This window comes from Chryseobacterium sp. FH1, assembly GCF_000735135.1.
GTDB lineage: Bacteria > Bacteroidota > Bacteroidia > Flavobacteriales > Weeksellaceae > Epilithonimonas.
The window spans coordinates 253184-275479 of sequence record NZ_JPLZ01000007.1; the positions used below are offsets into that span (position 1 = coordinate 253184).

The 22296-nt window shown below is 38.3% G+C and carries 21 protein-coding genes and 1 tRNA gene; 7 read left to right on the forward strand and 15 right to left on the reverse strand.

Features of this window, described 5'->3' with window-relative positions:
- Nucleotides 1-56: 56 nt before the first annotated feature.
- Nucleotides 57-1397 (forward strand): dihydroorotase, encoded by a 1341-nt coding sequence (locus IO90_RS17040; protein ID WP_034970133.1) that lies wholly within the window; start codon nucleotides 57-59, stop codon nucleotides 1395-1397.
- Nucleotides 1398-1458: 61 nt separating this feature from the next.
- Here the strand turns inward: IO90_RS17040 and IO90_RS17045 are convergent, their stop codons facing one another.
- Nucleotides 1459-2061 (reverse strand): FMN-dependent NADH-azoreductase, encoded by a 603-nt coding sequence (locus IO90_RS17045; RefSeq protein WP_034970135.1) that lies wholly within the window; start codon nucleotides 2059-2061, stop codon nucleotides 1459-1461.
- Between the two features lie 164 nt (nucleotides 2062-2225).
- Between IO90_RS17045 and IO90_RS17050 the strand changes: the two genes are divergently transcribed.
- Entirely contained in the window at nucleotides 2226-2612 is a 387-nt protein-coding gene (locus tag IO90_RS17050) for a winged helix-turn-helix transcriptional regulator (RefSeq protein WP_034970137.1), read from the forward strand.
- Nucleotides 2613-2689: 77 nt separating this feature from the next.
- Here the strand turns inward: IO90_RS17050 and IO90_RS17055 are convergent, their stop codons facing one another.
- The 8 genes from IO90_RS17055 to IO90_RS17090 form a co-directional block, all read right to left on the reverse strand.
- The gene (locus tag IO90_RS17055; protein WP_034970139.1) at nucleotides 2690-3586 is read right to left on the reverse strand and encodes a helix-turn-helix domain-containing protein; all 897 of its coding nucleotides are present in this window, start codon (nucleotides 3584-3586) and stop codon (nucleotides 2690-2692) included.
- A gap of 16 nt (nucleotides 3587-3602) precedes the next feature.
- The gene (locus tag IO90_RS17060) at nucleotides 3603-4604 is read right to left on the reverse strand and encodes an aldo/keto reductase (protein WP_034970142.1); all 1002 of its coding nucleotides are present in this window, start codon (nucleotides 4602-4604) and stop codon (nucleotides 3603-3605) included.
- A gap of 102 nt (nucleotides 4605-4706) precedes the next feature.
- Nucleotides 4707-5621, reverse strand: coding sequence for a helix-turn-helix domain-containing protein (locus IO90_RS17065; RefSeq protein ID WP_034970143.1), 915 nt, complete (start codon nucleotides 5619-5621; stop codon nucleotides 4707-4709).
- Nucleotides 5622-5664: 43 nt separating this feature from the next.
- Nucleotides 5665-6564 (reverse strand): SDR family oxidoreductase, encoded by a 900-nt coding sequence (locus tag IO90_RS17070; RefSeq protein WP_034970145.1) that lies wholly within the window; start codon nucleotides 6562-6564, stop codon nucleotides 5665-5667.
- 83 nt (nucleotides 6565-6647) lie between these two features.
- Entirely contained in the window at nucleotides 6648-7562 is a 915-nt protein-coding gene (locus tag IO90_RS17075) for a helix-turn-helix domain-containing protein (RefSeq protein WP_034970147.1), read from the reverse strand.
- 20 nt (nucleotides 7563-7582) lie between these two features.
- Nucleotides 7583-8320, reverse strand: coding sequence for an SDR family oxidoreductase (locus tag IO90_RS17080; protein ID WP_034970149.1), 738 nt, complete (start codon nucleotides 8318-8320; stop codon nucleotides 7583-7585).
- Nucleotides 8321-8425: 105 nt separating this feature from the next.
- Nucleotides 8426-9340: a helix-turn-helix domain-containing protein gene (locus IO90_RS17085; RefSeq protein WP_034970151.1), complete on the reverse strand. Its 915-nt coding sequence runs from the start codon at nucleotides 9338-9340 to the stop codon at nucleotides 8426-8428.
- Nucleotides 9341-9388: 48 nt separating this feature from the next.
- Nucleotides 9389-10228 (reverse strand): SDR family NAD(P)-dependent oxidoreductase, encoded by an 840-nt coding sequence (locus IO90_RS17090; RefSeq protein ID WP_034970152.1) that lies wholly within the window; start codon nucleotides 10226-10228, stop codon nucleotides 9389-9391.
- 220 nt (nucleotides 10229-10448) lie between these two features.
- On the opposite strand from IO90_RS17090, the gene IO90_RS17095 reads away from it, so the two are divergent.
- Nucleotides 10449-11330, forward strand: a complete 882-nt coding sequence (locus IO90_RS17095) for an SDR family oxidoreductase (protein WP_034970154.1) — start codon at nucleotides 10449-10451, stop codon at nucleotides 11328-11330.
- A gap of 239 nt (nucleotides 11331-11569) precedes the next feature.
- Entirely contained in the window at nucleotides 11570-13507 is a 1938-nt protein-coding gene (locus IO90_RS17100; RefSeq protein ID WP_034970156.1) for a M1 family metallopeptidase, read from the forward strand.
- A gap of 117 nt (nucleotides 13508-13624) precedes the next feature.
- Here the strand turns inward: IO90_RS17100 and ribB are convergent, their stop codons facing one another.
- Nucleotides 13625-14749, reverse strand: a complete 1125-nt coding sequence (gene ribB / locus IO90_RS17105) for a 3,4-dihydroxy-2-butanone-4-phosphate synthase (protein WP_034970158.1) — start codon at nucleotides 14747-14749, stop codon at nucleotides 13625-13627.
- Between the two features lie 62 nt (nucleotides 14750-14811).
- Entirely contained in the window at nucleotides 14812-14937 is a 126-nt protein-coding gene (locus tag IO90_RS19160; RefSeq protein ID WP_262483383.1) for a hypothetical protein, read from the reverse strand.
- 109 nt (nucleotides 14938-15046) lie between these two features.
- On the opposite strand from IO90_RS19160, the gene IO90_RS17110 reads away from it, so the two are divergent.
- Nucleotides 15047-15117 (forward strand) — tRNA-Cys (locus IO90_RS17110).
- Between the two features lie 132 nt (nucleotides 15118-15249).
- On the opposite strand, the gene IO90_RS17115 is transcribed toward IO90_RS17110, so the two are convergent.
- The 4 genes from IO90_RS17115 to IO90_RS17130 form a co-directional block, all read right to left on the reverse strand.
- Complete coding sequence (locus IO90_RS17115; protein WP_034970160.1) at nucleotides 15250-16206, reverse strand: bifunctional helix-turn-helix transcriptional regulator/GNAT family N-acetyltransferase; 957 nt, start codon at nucleotides 16204-16206, stop codon at nucleotides 15250-15252.
- A 281-nt stretch (nucleotides 16207-16487) separates the two neighbouring features.
- On the reverse strand, nucleotides 16488-16796 hold the full coding sequence (locus IO90_RS17120) for a hypothetical protein (protein WP_034970163.1): 309 nt from the start codon (nucleotides 16794-16796) through the stop codon (nucleotides 16488-16490).
- Between the two features lie 12 nt (nucleotides 16797-16808).
- The gene (locus tag IO90_RS17125) at nucleotides 16809-18932 is read right to left on the reverse strand and encodes a hypothetical protein (protein WP_034970166.1); all 2124 of its coding nucleotides are present in this window, start codon (nucleotides 18930-18932) and stop codon (nucleotides 16809-16811) included.
- A 4-nt stretch (nucleotides 18933-18936) separates the two neighbouring features.
- Nucleotides 18937-19416, reverse strand: a complete 480-nt coding sequence (locus IO90_RS17130; RefSeq protein WP_034970169.1) for a T9SS type A sorting domain-containing protein — start codon at nucleotides 19414-19416, stop codon at nucleotides 18937-18939.
- A 129-nt stretch (nucleotides 19417-19545) separates the two neighbouring features.
- On the opposite strand from IO90_RS17130, the gene IO90_RS17135 reads away from it, so the two are divergent.
- On the forward strand, nucleotides 19546-20250 hold the full coding sequence (locus IO90_RS17135; RefSeq protein ID WP_034970172.1) for a LytR/AlgR family response regulator transcription factor: 705 nt from the start codon (nucleotides 19546-19548) through the stop codon (nucleotides 20248-20250).
- On the forward strand, nucleotides 20247-22238 hold the full coding sequence (locus tag IO90_RS17140) for a sensor histidine kinase (protein WP_034970175.1): 1992 nt from the start codon (nucleotides 20247-20249) through the stop codon (nucleotides 22236-22238). The genes IO90_RS17135 and IO90_RS17140 overlap by 4 nt, the downstream gene beginning before the upstream one ends.
- Nucleotides 22239-22296 lie beyond the last annotated feature (58 nt).

Genomic DNA, 22296 nt, shown 5'->3' on the forward strand with positions numbered 1-22296 from the left:
ACTTTTGTGGTTTATAAATTCAAAAACTTAATTTTGTTTCAATCTAAAAAAGTAAAATGAAAATTCTAATAAAAAACGCCCAAATCGTCAATGAAAATCTGGTCTTCGAAAGTGATGTTCTGATTGAGAATGATTTGATTTCCAAGATTTCAAAAAATATCTCTGAAGAAAATGTTGACCAAATAATCGACGCGTCTGAAAAATATCTGTTGCCAGGAATCATCGATGACCAAGTTCATTTTCGTGAACCAGGATTGACGCAGAAAGGCGATATCGAAACTGAATCAAAATCTGCAATCGCGGGCGGAATCACAAGTTTCATCGACCAACCGAATACGGTTCCGAATGCCGTAACCCAAGAATTGTTGGCAGATAAATACGAGATTGGTTCTCAAAAAGCGTACGCCAATTACGGTTTTATGATGGGCGGAACGAATGATAATCTTGAAGAAATCCTCAAAACAAATCCAAGAAATGTTCCCGGAATCAAATTGTTCTTAGGTTCATCAACAGGAAATATGTTGGTTGACAATCCTGAAACTCTGGAAAATATTTTTAGCAATACCAAAATGCTGATTGCCGTTCATTGCGAAGATGAAGCGACCATTCGGGAAAACACAGAAAAGTACAAAGTGGAATTTGGCGACGATATTCCTGTGAAATTCCATCATTTGATAAGAAGTGAGGAAGCTTGTTATAAATCGTCGTCAAAAGCAATTGAATTAGCACAAAAAACTGGCGCGCGACTACACGTTTTCCATTTGTCAACAGCGATTGAAACGGACCTTTTCCGAAATGATATTCCATTAAAAGAAAAAAAAATAACGGCCGAAGTTTGTGTTCATCACCTGACTTTTACCAATGAAGATTACGAGACAAAAGGAAACCTCATCAAATGGAATCCGGCGGTCAAAACTTTAAAAGATAAAGACGGACTTTGGGAAGCTCTTTTGGATGACAGAATTGATGTCATCGCCACCGACCACGCGCCTCACACTTGGGAAGAAAAGCAAAATGTTTATACGAAATGTCCTTCCGGAGCACCTTTGGTTCAACATTCTTTGGTCGTGATGTTGGAGAATTTCCGAAGTGGAAAAATTACTTTGGAGAAAATCGTTGAGAAAATGTGTCACAATCCTGCGATTCTTTTTAGAATTGAGAAAAGAGGTTTTGTGAGGGAAGGTTACAAAGCAGATTTGGTTTTGGTAGATTTAGAAGAAAACTGGACGGTTTCCAAAGAAAATATTTTGTACAAATGTGGCTGGAGTCCGTTGGAAGGAACTGAGTTTCATTCTAAAGTGACGCATACTTTTGTGAATGGAAATTTGGTTTACGATAATGGAAAAATCAATGAGAAAAAATTCGGGGAGCGTTTGCTTTTTGAAGTTCAGGAATAAAAATTAAATAAGGCTTTTCACCAATTGAAAAGCCTTATTTATTAACAAATTAATTTAAATATTAGTCAATGACAATGCTGTCAATCCCTTTTGCCAAAGCATTTTCCATAATTCCCGGAATCGAAAGACCTTCTGCACGGAACACGCTGACATCTTTGACGCCGTAGAAACCAAAAACATTTTTTACATAAGGAACATTCGAGTCATAAATTTGATAAGGACCTTCTGAATAAATATTTCCCGATGCGAAAGCAATGTATAATTTCTTGTCATTCAACAGACCTTCAGGACCTTTTTCGCTGTATTTGAAAGTGTAACCTGCTCTTGAAGTAAAGTCAAAATACGCTCTGAGTGTTGCAGGAACAGAAAAGTTGTACATCGGAGAATCGATGACAATAATGTCGGCTTCCTGAAGTTCCGAAATCAAATTTTCAGAATAGGCATTGATGGACTGTTGCTCGGGAGAATGACTTTCTGCTGGAGAGAAAAAAGTGTTGATGTGTGCTTCTTCCAAAAGCGGAACGAGGTTTTTTGTAAGGTCGCGTTCTTTCACCACGCTGTCAGGATATTTTCCCTTGATTTTTTCAATAACAGCATTTCCTAATTTTCTGCTTGCAGACAAATCCTTTCTCGGGCTCGAAATAATGTGAAGTATATTTTTCATAAGTCAGTAATAATTTTTTTAAAAGGTCATATGGAATCGCTTCTCAGCGATTTCAATTTTTTTGATGATTAAATTCTTCGACAAAATTATGTACATTTGCTTATCAAAAGTTAGTAGTGAACAAAAGGTTAGTAGTAACCTTTGAGTTAGTTAAGCTTATTTTTATGGAAAAGAGTATTGAATTAGAAGAGCCAATTACTGCCCGAAGATGTTCCGAAAGTCTGTCGTCTGTGGAAGATGCGATTTATGTCATCGGCGGAAAATGGAAATTGAAAATTATTATCGCATTGCAGGAACAGGGAAGTATTCGGTTCAATGAGCTCCAAAGAATCGTGGCTGGAATATCTGCAAGAGTACTTTCGAATGAGTTGAAGGATTTAGAACTCAATGGTTTTGTGAAGAGAATCGTTCACAGCGAGCAAACGCCCGTGGTTGTGGAATATATTTCCACAGATTATAGCAAAACGTTGAAGCCGGTCATAATGGCGCTTTCCGAGTGGGGAAGAACACATAAAAATAATCTCCGAGAAGATATTTTCGAAAATAAATAAGACGCTCGCAGATTTGGCAGATAATTCAGATTTAAATTCAATCTCTACAATCCACAAAATCTGCGAGAGAAATATTTTTAATTAAACGACTGCCGAAATTCCAACGGCGACATTTTCGTTTTCTTTTTAAACAAGGTACTGAACGATTGCGAATGTTCAAATCCTAATTCATACGCAATTTCGCTTACTGAAAGTTCCGTGGTTGAAAGTTTCTCTTTTGCTTTGCTGATGAGCTTTTCGTGAATATGTTGTTGTGTATTTTGTCCGGTTTGGATTCTTAATAAATCACTTAAATAATTCGGAGAAAGATTCATCGCTTCGGCAATTTGATGAACTGTTAGAAGTCCTTTCCCAGAAGATTCTTTATCAAAATATTCGTTCAGAAACGTTTCAAATTTCGTTAAAAGCTGATGACTTCCACTTTTTCTGGTAATGAATTGTCGCTCGTAAAAACGTTTGGAATAATTCAACAGCAACTCAATCTGCGACAAAATGATTTCCTGCGTATGCTGGTCGATGTGCTGACATTCTTTATCGATTTTATTCAGAATTTCAAGCAGGTCATTTTCCTCATCTTCGGAAAGATGCAAGGCTTCATTCACAGCGTAAGAGAAAAATCCATAAGACGAAATCGTCGTTGCCAAAGGCTGTTTCAATAGAAAATCTTCGTGGAAAATTAATAGATAACCCGTATTTTCACAATCCATCGTTTTCAAATCGAGATACTGAACCTGATTGGGCGCCGTAAAACTCAAAACACCTTTGTCGTAATCATAATGTTGCTGGCCGTATTTTATTTTTCCCGTCGCATTCCGTTTCAGCGCAACACAATAATATCGGCTCACAAAACCTTTCCAGACCTCATCTTCAATGAAAATGCTTTCAGAAAGATTGATGACGCTGACCATCGGATGTTTCGGTTCGGGAAGCGACAATAACCTGTGAAAAGCCGAAATGGAGGTAATGGTGTTCATTCTATCAATTTAAAATTTAATAATCCAAAAGTCCCATACTGAATTCGTCGTAAGGCGCGCCAGTATCGGTTCCTAAAGGTACAATACTTTCCAGTTTTGCAAGCTCATTTTCACTTAAAACTATTTTTCCGGCTTCAATATTCTGTTCTAGATATTTTCTTCTTTTCGTCCCTGGAATCGGAACAATGCCTTTGCTGATGATCCACGCCAAAGCTAATTGTGACGAAGTAATTTCTTTTTCTTTAGCCAAATTTTCAATCGCTTCCACCAGTTCAATATTCTTATGGAAATGCTGTTCTTGGAATCTTGGAATTCCTCTTCTGAAATCGTTTTCCGGCAAATCATCAATCGAACGAATTTGTCCCGAAAGAAATCCTCTTCCCAACGGAGAATACGCCACAAAACCAATTCCCAGTTCATTCAAAGTTTTGGTGACACCTTTCTCTTCAACCGTTCTTTCAAACAAAGAATATTCACTTTGAACCGCTGTGATGGGATGAACGGCGTGCGCTTTTTTCACAGTCTCAGAAGAAACTTCAGACAAACCAATGTAACCGATTTTTCCTTCCTTCACCAAATCGCTCATCGCACCAACCGTTTCCTCAACCGGAACATTTTTATCAAGACGATGCATATAATAAAGGTCGATGTAATCTGTTTTCAGGTTTTTCAGCGAACGCTCAACCGACTTTTTCACGTAATCTTTCTGTCCGTTGATTTTCCAAGTCACTTGCTCATTGTCATCGATTTCCCAACCGAATTTAGTCGCGATAATGTATTGGTCACGATTGCCTTCAATAGCTTTTGCAATCAATCGTTCATTTGTAAAAGGGCCATACAGATCTGCAGTGTCTATGAAATTTCCGCCTAGTTCCAAAGAGCGGTGAATGGTTGCAATCGCCTCTTTCTCATCGGTTTTGCCGTACATATCTGCGTCGCCAAAACCCGTCATTCCCATACATCCCAATCCGATATTTGGAATGATTAATCCTTGATTTCCTAATTTTACTTTATTCATTTTTCAATATTAATTTTGATAAAGCAAAGTTGAGCAGAAATGAAGAATCCGATGTATGCAAAATAAAGATTGTCGTATGCAAATTACGGATTGATGATTTTTTTAATTAAACGACTTCCGAAACTCCAACGGTGAAATATCCGTTTTGGCCTTAAACAGTTTACTGAAAGACTGCGAATGTTCAAAGCCCAGTTCATACGCAATTTCACTTACGGAAAGTTCGGTGGTGGAGAGTTTTTCTTTGGCTTTTTCAATCAGTTTTTCGTGGATAATCTGTTGCGTCGTTTGTCCGGTCAAGGTCTTCAGAAGACTGCGCATATATTGTGGCGACATATTTAGTTCGTCTGACAGAAACTGAACGCTTGGCAATCCTTTTTCTTTAAAATCATCTTTTTCAAAATAATCAATAAGCAAAACCTCCAGTTTTTCTAAGAATTGATGATGTGCTTTATGCCTCGTCAGAAATTGTCTTTGATAAAATCTTTCGGAATAATTCAGAAGTGTTTCCAGCTGAGAGATAATAATATTCTGACTGAATTTGTCAATATTCGCCTGGTATTCCTGCTTAATGTTTTCGGTGATTTGCTGAATCTTGATTTCCTCATCTTCGGACAAAAACAGGGCTTCATTCACAGAATAATCAAAGAATTCATATTTTTTGATGGCAGTTGCCAATGGCGTATTCCAGAGAAAATCCGGATGAATCATCATCATCCATCCGGAAGGGTTTTTGCCGTGCTCTTCTCGGATAACGCTCAGAATCTGATGTGGTGCCATACAGAACATCACACCTTCGTCAAAATCATAATCCTGCTGGCCGTATCTGTATTTATGATTCATATCGCGTTTGACAGAAATCATATAAAAATCGAATATCAAACTCTGCTTTCCGCTTTCCAAAGCGGGTGCCATATCTTGAAAATTAATCACACTGATAAGCGGATGTTTCGGTTTCGGTAATCCTCTCAATGTATGAAATTGGGAAATGGTTTTTATTCTTATCGGCGAGTCAGACATTGGTCTAATATTTAATCAAATTTAATGAATCTAAAGGTACAGATTATTGTGCTTCAGAGAAATAAACATCACTTTTCAAATCTTCCATCAGAGTTGGATGTTGTGGTTCCCAACCTAAAACTGATTTGGTTTCTTCGCTTGAAGTCAGATTATTAAGCTTTGCAAAATGTGCAAACCAACCAAAATGTTCTGTTGCTTCATCACTGTTGAGAGAAACAACAGGAACCTGCAATCTTTCTGCGATAAATGTGGCAATATCTTTAAACGGAATGCCCTGTTCTGCAACGGCGTGATATCTTGTTCCGCTTTCAAAGGGTTTTTCCAAAGCTAATCTGTATAATTTTGCAACATCTAATTTGTGAACGGCCGGCCAGAAGTTGTTACCATCATTAATAACCGCAGATTTGCCTTGTTGTTTTGCAATCCTAATCAGTGTAGGAACAAAACCAATGGCATCGCCATTACCATGAACTGACGGCGACAATCTAATAACCGCCACTTTCACATCTTTCGCGGACACAGCATCGGCAGCATTTTCTGTTGCAATTCTGGGATGTGGATTTACTGAGCGGTCTGTTTCTACAGTAAGTCCGTCTTTTGAAAAAAGTGCCGTTCCTGAAGTAATGAGAAAAGGTTTTTCGGTTCCCCTTAAAGCTTCGCCGATGGTTTCAATTACTTTCCCATCTAATTCACACATTTCTGTAAATCTTGTAAAATCGTGGACAAAACCTAAGTGAATCACGGCATCTGAAGCTGTAGCTCCCGATTTTAAGCTTTCAAAATCATTCAAATCTCCTCGGTGTGGTTCTGCGCCGGCTGCAATCAATTTGTTTGCTGATTCTTCTGATCTTACCAATCCCAAAACTTCGTGACCATTGGCTAATAATTCCTGTACTACGGCAGTTCCTACAAAACCTGTGGCGCCTGTTACAAATACTTTCATTTTGATATATTTTAATGAAGCAAAGTTCAGATTTCGCTTTTGTACTCCTGTAGCCGAAAAGTATTTTCTTGTAGCCGAAAAATTTAATTAAAAGATTTCCTGAATTCCAAAGGAGAAATATCCGTTTTAGCTTTAAACAGTTTACTAAAAGACTGAGAATGTTCAAACCCCAGTTCGTATGCAATTTCACTTACAGAAAGTTCTGTTGTCGACAGTTTTTCTTTGGCTTTTTCAATCATTGCATTTTGAATATATTGTTGCGTATTTATTCCTGTTAATGATTTCATCAAATCGCTTAAATAACGTTGGGACAATTGCAATTCTGCACAAATATTCTGTACGGAAGGTAAACCGTTTTTGAGTCCGCTTTTATCATTAAAATAGTTTTTCAGTAGTTGGTCTAATTGATTGATGACATTGTTGTTCAAAGCTTTTCTGGTAATGAACTGCCGGTTGTAGAACCTGTTGCTGTAATTTAATAATAATTCGATTTGTGTGACCAAAACATCCTGACTGAAATTGTCAATACTATTCATTAACTCCGTAGCAATCGAGTGAAACACGCTGGTGATAATGTCTTTCTCCTTTGCTGATAAAAACAAAGCTTCGGAAACATTGTATGAAAAAAATCCGAACTGGTCTATCTGTTTTCCTAAAGGATAGTTCAGAATAAAATCCGGATGAAAATACAGTGCAAAGCCCACATAGCTTTCTTTATCGTCCGGCGTATAGACAATTTGTTTCGGTTTTAGGAAAGCCAATCCGCCTTCTTCGAAATCATAATAGCCTTGTCCGTACTTTGTTTGCCCTTTAAAATCGGGCTTAAAAGAAATTTTATAAAAATCGATACTTAACTTTTGTCCCTTTTCCAGCATTTCGGCAGAGACATCATTGTAATTGACCAAAGCAATCAGCGGATGCAAAGGCGCCGGCAATCCCAGTTCACGCATCAGTTGTGAGATGCTTGTGATGTGATGGATATCTTTTTTTTGCTGCATTTTGTGAGACTTAAAAATAATTAATTTTGCTTTGCTGGACGAATGACGATATCACCTATTTCAACTTCTTTTGGCTGACTGATGGCATAGATTACAGCATCAGCAATAGCTTCCGGGCTTATGGCTAAGTTTTCCATATTCTGTTGAATGACGGTTTTCATTGATTCATTTTTTATATGATTTGCAAAGTCAGTTTTCACTACGCCAGGCGAAATTCCTGTAATCCTGATATTCCCATCTGATTCCTGACGAAAGGCTTCCGAAATGGTACGAACGGCATTTTTAGTTCCTGCATAAATTCCCTGCGTTGGAACAATTTTGATTCCTGAGGTAGAAATGATATTCACAATATGACCCGAATGCTGTTGTTTGAAAACAGGAATTGCGGCTGCCATTCCGTACAAAACCCCTTTGACGTTGATATCAATCATTTGCTCCCAGCCGTCAACATCCAATTCATCAATTCGGCTGAGCTGTGCCACTCCTGCATTATTGATGATAACGTCTAATCTACTGTAATTTTCAACAGCTGCATTTACAAAATGAATCAAATCTTCTTTTTTGCTCACATCTATTTTTACAGAGATTGCATCGCCATTGTTTTTTTTAATGTCATCAACAATGCTTTGCAATTGCTCAATGTTCCGCGCTCCCAAAACAACTTTCACCCCGTTTTCCGCCAATTTTGTGGCAATCGCTTTTCCAATTCCTGCACTTGCTCCGGTAACAGCTACTACTTTTCCTTTTAGATTTTGCATAATGTTTTGTTTAAATTATTATACAAAGTTCTGTATTGCCAAAGTGAAAAAAATAACCAAATTGGTCTTTGCTGTAGCAATGTTGGTGAAAATGAATTGTATATATTAATTAAATGACTTCCTAAATTCCAAAGGCGAAATATCAGTTTTAGCTTTAAATAATTTACTGAAAGACTGAGAATGCTCAAACCCCAGTTCATAAGCAATTTCACTTACTGAAAGTTCTGTTGTCGAAAGTTTTTCCTTGGCTTTCTCAATCAGTTTTTCGTGGATGTGTTGCTGTGTGGTTTGTCCGGTCAGTTGTTTTAATAAGCTTCCTAAATAATTGGTTGAAATATTCAGTTGTTCAGCAATATAATTGGCGGTCGGTAAGCCTTTATCCATCACATTTTCATTAAAATAATCTTCCAAAATGATTTCTAGTTTATCTAAAACCTGATGATTGGTCTTTTTTCGGGTGATGAATTGTCGCTGATAAAACCTTTCGCAATAATTTAAAATAACCTCAATCTGAGAAATGATGATATTCTGAGTAAATTGGTCAATTCCCGACTGGTATTCTTTTTCAATGCCTTTGAAAAGTCTAATCAACGTCTCCTCTTCTTTTTCGGAAAGGAATAAAGCCTCGTTCACATCATATCCGAAAAATTTATAATTATTAATCGTCTTTGCTAAAGGTGTATTCCAGATAAAATCGGGATGAAAAGCCAAAAGATATCCTGAAGGTTTCGTTTCATATTTGCTGATAACCATTTTGACAACCTGTCTCGGAGCGATAAAACACATCAGACCTTCATCAAAATCATACTGACCTTGACCGTAATGAAGTTTGCCCTGAATATCTCTTTTGAAACCCATAAAATATAAATCCTGAACCCAGCTGATTTCGGATTCCTCGATTTGATACTCTACCAAACTGTAATCTACCAGACTGATGAGCGGATGCTGAGGTTTTGGCAATCCTGAAATTCTGTGAAATTCAGAAATGGTATCGATGGTGTATAATTTTCTGTAGGTCATAACTTTAAAATTAAAAGGCAACAGCAAGAAACTGTTGCCTTTACAAATTTAATAATCTGTAGATGTACTTAGTGTTTTAAACTCAGAAATTTCGTTTTGAAGTGCATTTAATTTATTTCCGGCAATGCCGAATGCATCAGAGCCTAAAACCAAATGTACAGGCGGATTTTCCAGTGCTACCAATTCCATCAATGCTACAGCTGCTTTATCCGGGTCGCCGGGTTGATTTCCATTGATATCTTTTTCGTGTGCCGTCTGAAGTTGTCTTGCTACAGTGTATTCCTCGATTTCAGTTTTCGGTGTTCTGAGTGAGCCACCCGTTAAGAAATCTGTTCTGAAATAGCCTGGATAAACGACGGTCGCGTTCACTCCAAATTCTTTCACTTCTGCAGCCAAAGCTTCTGTGAATCCTACAACCGCAAACTTGGTAGCACAATAAATTCCCCAACCTGCAAATTCTCCTGTCAATCCGCCAATGGAAGCGATGTTGATGATGAATCCACTTTTCTGTTCTCTTAAGTAAGGCATTGTTTTTCTAATAATATTCAAAGAGCCAAAAACATTGGTGTCGAAGTTTTGACGGCTTTCCAAATCTGAGATTTCTTCCAAAGTTCCCAATTGTCCGTAACCAGCGTTATTCACCACAACATCAAGCTTCCCGAATTTCTCTATTGATTTTGAAACCGCTGCCTGAACAGAGTTTTCGTTAATCAAATCAACTTCAAGCGGAAGAAATGATGCATTTTCTTCACTGACTGCTTTCTGAAGTTCAGCGATATTTCTGGAAGTTGCTGCCACAAAATGACCTTCTGCTAATAATCTTTTGACTAAAGTTAATCCTAACCCTTTCGAAGCTCCTGTCACGAACCATACTTTTTTTGTGTCCATTTTTTGATTGTTTTTAATTGATTGATTTTTACAGTACAAAGTTGAGAAACAATCAACTTTGTTGTGTGGCTGAATCAATGATTGTTGTAGCCAAAACTAATATGGCTGATGATGTGATAATATTTCGCGCATAACTTTTGTTAATTTCCAATACAAAATAAAAATCTAATTTTACCAAAGCCACAAATGATTTCAATTTAATCTAAAAATCATTCAATTAATGAATCCATATTCACAACCAATGTTGCGCGAAGACGCACTCAAAGATAAAGTAGCCATCGTCACAGGAGGCGGAAGCGGACTAGGAAAAGCAATGACCAAATATTTTCTTCAGCTCGGTGCCAAAGTTGTTATCACTTCCAGAAACCTTGAGAAACTACAAGGAACAGCAAAAGAACTCGAAGCAGAAACCGGCGGAAAAGTCCTTTGCGTAGCCTGCGACGTCCGAAACTGGGATGAAGTGGAAGCTATGAAAGAAGCCACTTTGAAAGAGTTCGGGAGGATTGATATTCTTTTGAACAACGCCGCCGGAAACTTCATCTCACCAACCGAAAGATTGACGCATTCCGCATTTGATTCCATCCTTGATATTGTTTTGAAAGGCACCAAAAACTGCACACTTTCCATCGGTAAATATTGGATAGACAACAAAGTTCCAGGAACGGTCCTGAATATTGTGACCACTTACGCCTGGACAGGTTCTGCTTACGTTGTTCCGTCCGCTTGTGCAAAAGCTGGCGTTTTGGCAATGACAAGAAGTTTGGCAGTAGAGTGGGGGAAATATAACATCCGTTTCAACGCGATTGCTCCGGGTCCATTTCCGACGAAAGGTGCTTGGGACAGATTGCTACCCGGCGATATGAAAGATAAATTTGATTTGGCTAAAAAAAATCCACTAAAAAGAGTAGGGGAACATCAGGAACTGGCCAATCTTGCGGCCTATTTGGTTTCAGATTTTTCATCTTTCGTAAATGGCGAAGTTGTGACCATCGACGGTGGCGAGTGGCTTCAAGGTGCAGGCGAATTCAATATGCTTGAGGATGTTCCGCAAGAGATGTGGGATATGCTGGAAAATACGATCAAAGCTAAGAAATCGAATTAATAATTTAAATCTAAAAAATTAAAACTCCACGCCTGCAGTTCCAAAACTGCAGGCGTCCAATTTTCTAAACTATCAGAATCTAAGTGATCGAAAAAATTAAAAATCTCTTTTCAAAATTTATGTAATTGATTAGCAATCCATCAACCATCAACAGAAAACTATCAACTACTAAAGATTGTGGATGTAACAAGTTCTGTTTTTTTTTGACTAATTTTATTTAACAATAAATCTTTCCATAAATGAATTTCAAACTACCACAACTACTTTCGGCAGTTGCGATTTTGGCTTTTGCTGGCCATTCGTACGCTCAGGAAGCTCCAAAGTACGATTACACAGAAGCTTTCAAGCCTTTTTTCTATCCTCAGACAAGCACCGAAACCCGTTCTGCAAGCGGACAGCCAGGTCACAAATATTGGCAAAACTCAGCTGATTATCAACTGAATGTCAGCCTTGATGAATCTAAAAACGAATTGACTGGTTCTGCCGAAATCACTTACACCAACAATAGTCCGGACCAACTTAGTTTTCTTTGGTTGCAACTCGACCAAAATCTTTTTTCTAAAGATTCCAGAGGTAATGCTATCATTCCTTTGTCTGGCAGTAGAAATGGTGCGAAGGGAGAAACTTTTGATGGGGGTTATAAAATCAAATCTGTAAAATATGATGGGAAAGAGGTGAAATATACCATCACAGACACCCGAATGCAGATTGACCTTCCTGCAGATTTAAAAGCGAACGGAGGCGTGGCAAAATTAAAAATCGAATATACATTCCTATCTCCAAAATACGGCTCAGACAGAATGGGCGTAGAAGATACCAAGAATGGTAAAATCTTCACTTTAGCACAATGGTATCCGAGAATGTACGTGTATGATGACGTGATGGGATGGAACACTTTGCCTTATCTAGGTGCTTCAGAATTCTATTTGGAATATGGGACATTGTCAGCTAATATTACCGTACCTGCTAATCATTATGTAGTTGCTTCGGGGGAATTACTGAATGAAAAAGAAGTTTATTCCAAAGAAGAGATCAGCCGTTGGAATGAGGCTCGAAAAAGTGAAAAAACAGTTATGATCCATCCAGAATCTGAATTAGGAAAAGGAAACAATTCGGGGACAAAAACCTGGAAATTCAAGATAGAAAAAGCGAGAGATTTTGCTTGGGCTTCGTCATCAGCTTTCATTATAGATGCAGCGAGGATCAACCTTCCAAGTGGTAAAAAATCTTTGGCAATCTCGGCTTATCCTGTAGAAAGTGCTGGCAACGCAGCTTGGGGACGTTCAACAGAATATACGAAAGCGTCAATCGAACATTACTCAGAAAAATGGTTCGAATATCCTTATCCAGCAGCGACCAACGTTGCCGGAAACGAAGGCGGGATGGAATATCCAGGAATTGTTTTTTGCCACAGAAACTCAAAAGGAGAAGGGCTTTGGGGCGTGACAGACCACGAATTTGGACACACTTGGTTTCCGATGATCGTGGGTTCCAACGAAAGAGTTTTTGCTTGGATGGATGAGGGTTTCAATACTTTTATCAATAATGGCTCTACGGAGGCTTTCAACAAAGGCGAATATTATCACAAACAAGATATTGGTAAAGTTGGACCATTTGTGCAAAGCGATAGTTTTGAACAAGTTATGGTTGGACCGGATAACATGAAAGAAAGAAGCATCGGAGTTTTGGCATATTTCAAACCGGGAATTGGATTGGGGATTTTAAGGGAAACAATTCTTGGGCCTGAGAAATTTGATAAGGCTTTTAAAACTTACATCAACAGATGGGCGTACAAACATCCAACGCCGTGGGATTTTTTCCATACCATGGAGAATGTTTCCGGAGAGGAACTAAACTGGTTCTGGAGAGGTTGGTTTATGAACAAATGGAAAGTTGACCAAGCCGTGAAAAGCGTAAAACCTGTAAGTGGCGATTTCAAAAACGGCGCTCAAATCACAGTTGAAAATATTGGTCAATTGCCAATGCCGACCACGGTTTTAGTGACTTTCAAAGATGGAACTGCGGAAACAGTAAAATTACCAGTTGAGGTTTGGAAACGCAACACAGAATGGACTTTCCAAATCGATTCGACAAAAGAAGTGACCAATGTAAAACTAGACCCAAAATCCCTTGTTCCTGATATTAATCCTAAGAATAATGCTTGGCCAGCGAATTAGACCAGAAGATAATATTCTTATTTTGCATAAACAAGAAAAAGCGTTCCGATTGGAGCGCTTTTCTGTTAATTTGAAGACTGAATGAAATCTATTATCGTCTGTCTGTTCTCTCAAAGTCTATAGAGCAATCATTTCAGTCACTTCTACATCATAACCAGAAAGAATAGGTTTGATGTTTGGATTCTGAGTAATCACTTTAAATTTATTAATGCCGAGGTCTTTCAAAATCTGAGTTCCTATGCCGTAATCTCGGAAGTTTGGCGCAATCGTTGGTTGTTCGCTCGTTCCATCTTGATAATTCAGGAAGTGTTTGATTCGGCTCAATGTATTTTCTTTATTAGAAACATTGTTGATGAAGACCACAGCGCCTTTCCCTTCTTTGTTGATGAGGTCGGTCACTTGTTGCATCAATGGATGTTCACCATTAGACAATCTGCTGAAAACATCGAAATAAGTTCCGGTGGATTGGACTCTTACCAAAACAGACTCATCGGCAGACCAATTTCCTTTTGTCAAAGCGTAATGTATTTGCTCTGTTGGTTTCTCCTCAAACACATAAAACTTGAAATCTCCAAAATGCGTTTTGATCTCACGCTCTTCGATTCTTTCCACAAGATCGCCTTGTCTCATTATTCTGTAATGAATCAAATCCTCGATAGAAATTACCTTCAAATCGTGCTTCTTCCCAAATTCCAAAAGTTGCGGCAATCTCGACATACTTCCGTCTTCGTTCAGGATTTCGCAGATTACGCCACCTTCTTTCAGTCCGGCCAACCTTGTCAAATCAACCGCTGCTTCCGTGTGTCCTGCTCTTTTCAGGACGCCCCCTTCTCTTGCACGCAATGGGAAAATATGTCCAGGGCGCATCAAGTCACCAGGTTTTGTGTTAGAATCCATAATCGCTTGAATGGTTTTTGCGCGGTCGCCAGCAGAAATTCCTGTCGTAGCGCCTTTCCCTAGGAGGTCAACAGAAATGGTGAAAGCTGTTTCCTTCGGGTCAGTAGAATTTGAAACCATAGAGTGCAGTTCCAATTCGTCGCACCTTGTTTCCGTTAGAGGCATACAAATCAAACCTCTGGCATGCGTCGCCATAAAATTCACCATTTCTGGCGTAGTCAATTCGGCGGCAGCGATAAGGTCGCCTTCGTTTTCGCGGTCTTCATCATCCACCACGATGACCATCTTTCCGTTTTTAATGTCTTCTAGGGCTTCTTCTATTGTATTCAGTTGGAAATTATCCATTGTTTCAAAAAATTTTTGCAAAGATACTTATTTAGAACCTAAATAAAGATTGTAAAAATCGATTAAAGATATGCAAAACCTGTATATTTTTGAGGAGCCGGGAACCTGCTGTCCATTGCAATTCCTCGCGCCAGGCTTTGTCCATCGCTTGCTGTGGGATTTCCATTACCATCAGGGCTAGGAGACAATTGGTCTATCTATCAACGTTTTACAGTGGCTAAAAAGAAATTTTTGAAATTAAAAGCCTTTAAAATTTGAAATTAGAAAAAAATCATTAAATTTGCACTCCAACAAAACGGTGCTTTGGCCGAGCGGCTAGGCAGTGGTCTGCAACACCATCTACAGCGGTTCGAATCCGCTAGGCACCTCACTGGTAAACCCTAATTCATTTATTCACAATGTTTTAGGGTTTTTTGTTTTTATTATGTGTTTATATTTATGACCATCATTAGTTAATTACGTTTTACTAATTTTTCTTTTCATTTGAAAGACAACCGCTTTTATTTTTCCAAATCAAGTTCCATCTGAATATTACAACGTTTATAGGGTGTAGGTCGGCCTACTATTTTTTCATAGCCCATTTTGTAATACAAGTTGATGGCTGGTTTCAGAATCGTATTGCTCTCCAGATAAAGCTTTGATGCGCATAATTCTTTTGCCTTATCAATAATTGCCTGACCAAGAAGCCAGCCGATGCTTTTGCCTTGCGCTTTTGGAGAAACTGCCATCTTGCTCATTTCGAAGTCATAGTCTGGGTCGTCCATTTTTATCAATGCACAAACACCCAATGGTTCATTATCGTACAGTGCAATAAGAATTTTTCCACCTTTGTCAAGAATATATTCCTGAGGATTGTCCAATGCTTTGTAGTCCGCTTCTTCCATTTCAAAATAATTGGAAATCCATTCCTCATTCAGGGATTTAAATGCCTGTTGATATTTTGGTTCGTAATCCACGATTTGAACATTTTTACTTTCTCTCAGTTTCTTTTGCTCTTGTACACGTTTCAACAAAGACTTCTGCTCCAAAAGAAATTCCCATTCCGCGACGGCTTCCCAAAGATTGTGCGTCGCTTGATTTAAAATATCTTCTACCGCAAGGTCAATATCACCACATTGTATTTTAATTTTTTCAGAAATATTCCTTCCTTTTTCAGTAAGGTCAACCACGTTTCTTCGCTTATCTGCTGATTTTAAATTGACCTCCACCAATTCTGCCTTCGCCATTTCTTTGACTATTTTGGTGACAGAAGGTTGAGAATGCGAAATTTCGGTGGCGATTTCTGTGATCGTTTTCTCACCATCCACTGACAATAAAAAGAATGCGGGAAACCATTTCGGAGAAAATTCGATACCATATAACTCATAGATTTTGCTTGCATCATCTGTCATTTTCGCGGTCAAGAGTCTGAGTCTACTGCCCAGAGCCATCTTTCCTATTTTTTCAAATATCTTCATTTTTGTATAATTAATTACATAACTGGTTATGCAAAATTATAAAAGTTAATTTAGCTAGCAATTATTATTTAGAAAAATTTTTGAATAGAATCTGTGGAAATTAGTCTCACAAAATAAAATAGGGAGACCAACAAAGCGTCCCCCTACTTATTCTTAAAAAACTATATATAAGTGTGAATGGTATTTTTCAATAAACAATTATGTTGCCAAACATTTATTTTAGAAAAAATCAGAGCAAATTTTCTTTACTCTGATTTCGTTTTAAGTTTTCTTGGTTGTTTTTAATTCTTTGGAATTGTCTTTTTGATTTCTTCGAACGTCGCAGTGTTTGGCAAAGCTTTTACGCTATTGACCGGTTTTGGATTGGTGCTTCTATTCACTTTCCGATTGGGAATGCTTGCAAGGATTTCTTCAAAACTTGCACTGTTCGGAATCAGCTTCCCAACGTTAGGAGTGCTTTTTGGTTGCACCGAATTTTGTTCCTCAATCTCCAAACCTTGTTCGGAAGCTAATTGGTAAGTCTTATTTTCCTGCGCTTTTAAAGAAACAATGCCCACAAGTATAAACGTTGTAATATATAATGTTTTCATTTTGGTTGATTTTTATTTGATGTTTACTAATACTTTGATTTTTCCGATGCCTTCCTTATTGTAATCCTGAAGCGCTTTTCCAAGAACCTGACCAATTTGTACTTTTTTAAGGTCGCCTTTCATTGCAACGCCATATTGGGAAGAGGTTACGAGCAGATCGCCTCGCTTGATATTGCCACCTTCCAGGCAAACTTTGGTTGGAATAACACCGATGACACCCATAGGAACTTTGCCAATCAATTCAGAATCGATGTGTTCCTCGGTGAGAAGAACGCCTGGTTTCGTAGCATACACTCCGGCAACCAGAGCAGAGTAGGGCGATGAAGATTTTTCAATCGTTCTGTCCGTGTTGGTGGAAATGACTAAGATGTCTCCAGGTTCGTAATCCGCTGTATTGCCTTCTACATTAAATGCTTCTGCAACGTCGGCTCCGCTGCTTTGGGTTCCACCGTTGAAAAATCCTCTTCCAGCGGCATTGATACGCGCGACATTAACTGGTGTTGCATTGGCCTTTAAAACGAGCAGGTCATTGTTTGCTCTGTTTTCTATCGTTAGAACCGGATTGCTATTTGTGGTATTGTAGTTTACAAACCTTGCCGCTTTCCCTATACCAAAGTTAGGAATCGAACCATAGACCGCAGTTCCTGTTCCCTCTGCTGACGCATCAACAGCATTGCCGTTTTTCGAAGAATAGATTTTAAGTGCATTTCCGTTTCCTTCTGTTATAACAAGTAATGCATCCGTATTGTTGTTAGGATTATTGGCGTGGAATATCCCTGCATAACCACCAGTTCCAGAAGAAATTCCGTAGATGCCAGAAGTCCCGAAGTTTGCAAACTGCGAATTCACCTCTCCCCGTACAGCTGCGGAAGTTCCTGACACCCGATCAACCTTGAAATCTCCTGCAATACCATTTCCTACTGTCTTAACAGTAATTACAGCATTGGTGTTGGCTGTGTTGAAGTTTTGAAATTCTGCTGCCTTTCCTGTACTGAAGGTTGGTGTCCACGCATACAAAGCACGACCAGCCCCATCTATATTAGCTTCAATTGCATCACCGTCTTTTCCTACATTAGCTACAATAGCGTCACCATTACCGTCATTAAGAGCAACTAAAGCACGCCCGTTTCCTGTAGTGTTTGAAGAGTAAAACAAACCACCAAAACCGCCTGTTCCAGAAGAAACGCCGAAAATACCAGCCGCTCCAAAGTTTCCAAAAATAGTTTTGACTTCACCTCTTACGGCCGCGCTGACACTTCCTGTATTATTAGAAAGAAAAGATGAGACATTTCCCTGCGTATTATCCGGGATATTTCCTGTGCTGTTGGATTCTACTTCAAACGCGTTTCTATCATTGCTTACATTAGAATTTACGAATCTTCCCGCTCTACCTTTTCCCGAATTGAGACCAGCTTGACCAAAAACTCCAATGCTCGTTCCTGCTGTGTTTCCTGACACAAAACCTCTTACACCATAGCCTCCGCCATCATTTCTTCCCACTACAGCACCCGCAATATCACTTGTGTTTCTACCAACTACTGCTTCTCCAGCGCCACTGTTGTCAGCAATCACACCTGCAGAGGCTTGAGAATTTGTGATGCCGTGGATAGCAAAACCAGCGCCAGTGGAACTCATTACGCCAGCTCCCGTCCCTGAATTCGTTAATGAAAATAAAGGCGAGGAACTATTGGCAGTAGCAGAATATGGAAGTGTCAAACTTCCGCCACCGCCACCACCAGAACTTTTGGCGTACAAAGCGTATGGAACGCTTAATAGTTGACTGGTTCCAGTGATGGTATAGTTGGTTCCGCCAGCCGGGTCTGTTTCTGTTTTCAGATAATAATTGTTTGTTCCCCAATCGATAGCGCTGAATGTTCCGCTAAGAACGGTTCCTGATCCGATTTCTAGGCTTATGAGTCCATTGGCATTCGTCAGTCCAGAAACTCTTTCGGAATATACCGATGTTCCCGCAGATGAGCCTTGCAGAACGCTGACTCTTACCGCAACATTTTGATTGGTCAATAGTTGTCCGCTTGCATTTCGGACAATGGCTTGGTAACTCATTTTTTCTGGCGCTTGGGCAGAAACCAGATGCGTTCCCAGAACCAAAACGGCAATTAATACAAATTTTTTCATAAGATTATTTTTTAATGATTTTGAAGGTTTTGATGTTTCTATTGTTCTGGAATATCTGGATGATGTAAACCGAAGTTGGCAATGTGGTCATATTCAACTCTGTTTTTTTCTGGGTTAGATTTCCTGATTTGATTAATTTTCCTTGGGAATCAAACAAGCTGTAGTGTGAATCTTCGAAACTTTCCTTTCCGAAGTCAACATTCAAAAAATCTCTTACGGGATTTGGATAAAGCAAGATGTTCTTCTCCAAAATAGACTCGTCATCCACCTCCAAAATGGTAATCTCATAAGCGTGTTGCACGCCTTCCATCACCTGCAGATTATCGCCTTTTTGAGAATAGGCCACTTGTCCAACGCTATAAGAAATACTTCCAGTTGTTCCATTCGCTGTTGTCCCAGTTGCGAGAACTGCCGTCTGAGCTTTCATCAATCCAAATGGAATCAGAAAAAGCGTCAGGAATTTCATTAATAATATTTTATTCATTGTAATAGGTTTTAAAATTTTTATCGAAATTATACAGAATTGTATCCTGCGAAAAGTTCTAATAGACGAATAACATTTTAAATAGACCAATGACTTTTTTTCTTAAATTTGATTAAATATCAGGCAGTTATGGAAAACTTGAAGTGTGTAATTGTGGACGACAACGAAATCGATAGATTGACAGTTTTATCCTTTGCAAAGAAGTTTCCGAACCTCAATATTCTTGGGACTTTTTCTGATTCTAATGAAGCCTTGAACACCATAGAAAAAAACGAAGTCGATATTCTCTTCCTCGATATTGATATGCCTGGATTATCCGGCGTCGACCTCAGACGAGAGCTAAAAGACGTTCCGGTCTGCATTTTCATCACTTCACATCCTGAATTTGCGGTGGAGAGTTTTGAATTGGAAACGTTGGATTTCATCGTGAAACCTTTGAAGTTTGAGCGTTTCGAAAATACGATGAGACGAATCACCGATTTTTTCGAAATGAAAAACAAGGCCAGCCTTTTCGAATCCAGCATTGGTGGCGACGTGATTTACCTAAAGGAAGGTCACGAGCAAATCAAAGTGAAACTGCACGAAATCCTTTATCTCGAAGCTTTGAAGGATTATACTTTGGTGGTGACGTCCCAAAAAAGACATTGTGTACTTTCCAGTATTGGACTGCTTTTAAGGGAAGTTAGTTTTCGGTCTTTTGTCCGTATTCATCGGAGTTTTGCGGTGCAGAAGCAATTCATTGATAAAATAAATTCCCACGAGATTATCCTCAATAATAATCTCGCCATCCCGATTGGACGAAGTTTTAAAGATAATTTGAAGTTCCTGCTATGAAAAATATATTTTTATTAGTCGCCATTTGTTATATTTCTAAAAATTATGCTCAACAAAAACAAGGTCAGGATTTGGTAGATTCTCTGCTTTTGGAATTACCAAAGGCAAAACAGGATAGCAGTAAAGTTAATTTGTTGAACGCGATTGCAGGAGAATACACCAACTTATATAATGAAAAAGGAAAAAAATATGCCCAACAATCGACGGCGCTTTCCAAAAAAATAAATTTCAAATCTGGTGAGGCCGATTCCTACGAAATCATTGGGAAATTCTACAGTATGGAACCCGATTTTAAGAGAGCAATTAAATATTACAACAATGCTATAAAAATAGGTATCTCTCAAAATGATTCGAAGAGATTGTCCAAACTTTATAAAAAAATGGGTAACATTTATCAGGATAATAACAATTACTCTTCTGCTCTGGAATATTATTTCAAATCAGCTAAAATAGACGAGGAACTGCACAATATCAATGAGTTGGGAAAGGATTATGTTTACATTGCAGAAATCTACAGAGGAGTTAATGACTTTAAAAAATCAAAATATTACCTGGACATTTCAACCAAAAATGCTCTGAAAGCAGGCGATAAAAAACTATTGACCTATATTTATCTTTCTTATGCCCATCTTTATGAGAATCAAAATCAGACCGACAAGGTGGAGTTCTATGCTAGAAAAGCATATTTACTAGCAAAGGAAATTGACAATAAAAATTACATTGGGACCAGTTTATTTGCTTTGGGTTTGGTTGATGAAAAAAAAGGCAACTACGAACAAGCTATTTTAAAAATCAATGAAACTTTAAAAATATCCACAGAGCAGGAAAATATAATGGGAATGGCCAATGCGCAAAACGAATTGGGACTTTGCTACTATAAAATGTATGAAAAAACCAAAAATTCTTCCCACCTGAGATTGTCTAAAGAAAATTTTGAAAAATCCAATAAGCTCTATCTCGAAAACGAATTGATAGACGGTGTTCCGGATAATTATCTGTATTTGTCAAAGATTGATGAAGAGGAAAAAAAATTTAGAAGTGGTTTAGAAAATTACAAGCTCTATTCCAAATACAAAGATTCGATTTTAAATACGGCGACGAAAGAATCCATCAAAAATCTCGAGGACCAAAGAACGATTGATTTAAAGAATAAACAAATCCAAATCAACAAACTGCAAATTGAAGCCAAAGAAAAACAAAAATGGTATTTCATCGCAGGTTTAGGTTTGCTGGGAATTATTGGAGGCTTGCTTTTTTACCAAAGTCGAAACCGAAAAAAGAGCAATGAAAAATTGCAAGTTCTGAATCAAGACCTCGAAAAAGCCAACAAGACCAAAATGCAGTTTTTTGGAATTCTAAATCACGATTTGAGAAGTCCAGTAGTTTCACTCATCCATTTCCTGGACCTTCAAAAAAATGCACCGGATTTGATTGATGATGAGACGAAAATCAGATTAGAAAAACAAACTTCCGACTCCGCCGACCAACTTTTGACGCAAATGGAAGACTTGCTTCTGTGGAGCAAAGGACAAATGGAAAATTTTCAGCCAGATAAGAAATTTTATCAAATCAAGGATATTTTTAGTGAAATCGAAAAAGAGTTTGTTTCGGCTTCAGACATAGATATGAGATTTGATATTCATTCAGATTTTCAAATTTTCACGGACAAGGAATATCTCAAAACCATTATCAGAAACCTGATGAGCAACGCTGTGAAAGTGCTTCACGATGTTCCCAATCCAAAAATTATCTGCAAAGCTTGGGAGGAAAATCAGAAACGATTGATTTTGATTAATGACAACGGAGGCGGAACCGATATTGATAAATTCCGGGCGTTGTACGATGATAAAACCAGCATTGGAACCACCAAAGGTTTGGGATTGCACGTCATTCGAGATTTGTGCAAAGCAATCGATTGCAAGATAGAGGTGGATTCTGACAAAACACTTGGTGAAACTAAAATTATGTTATGCATAACAAAAGCTTAAATTTTTTTAATTTTTAATAATTCGCATCAATTCTGTTTAACTGTTAAAGTTTCCCTTT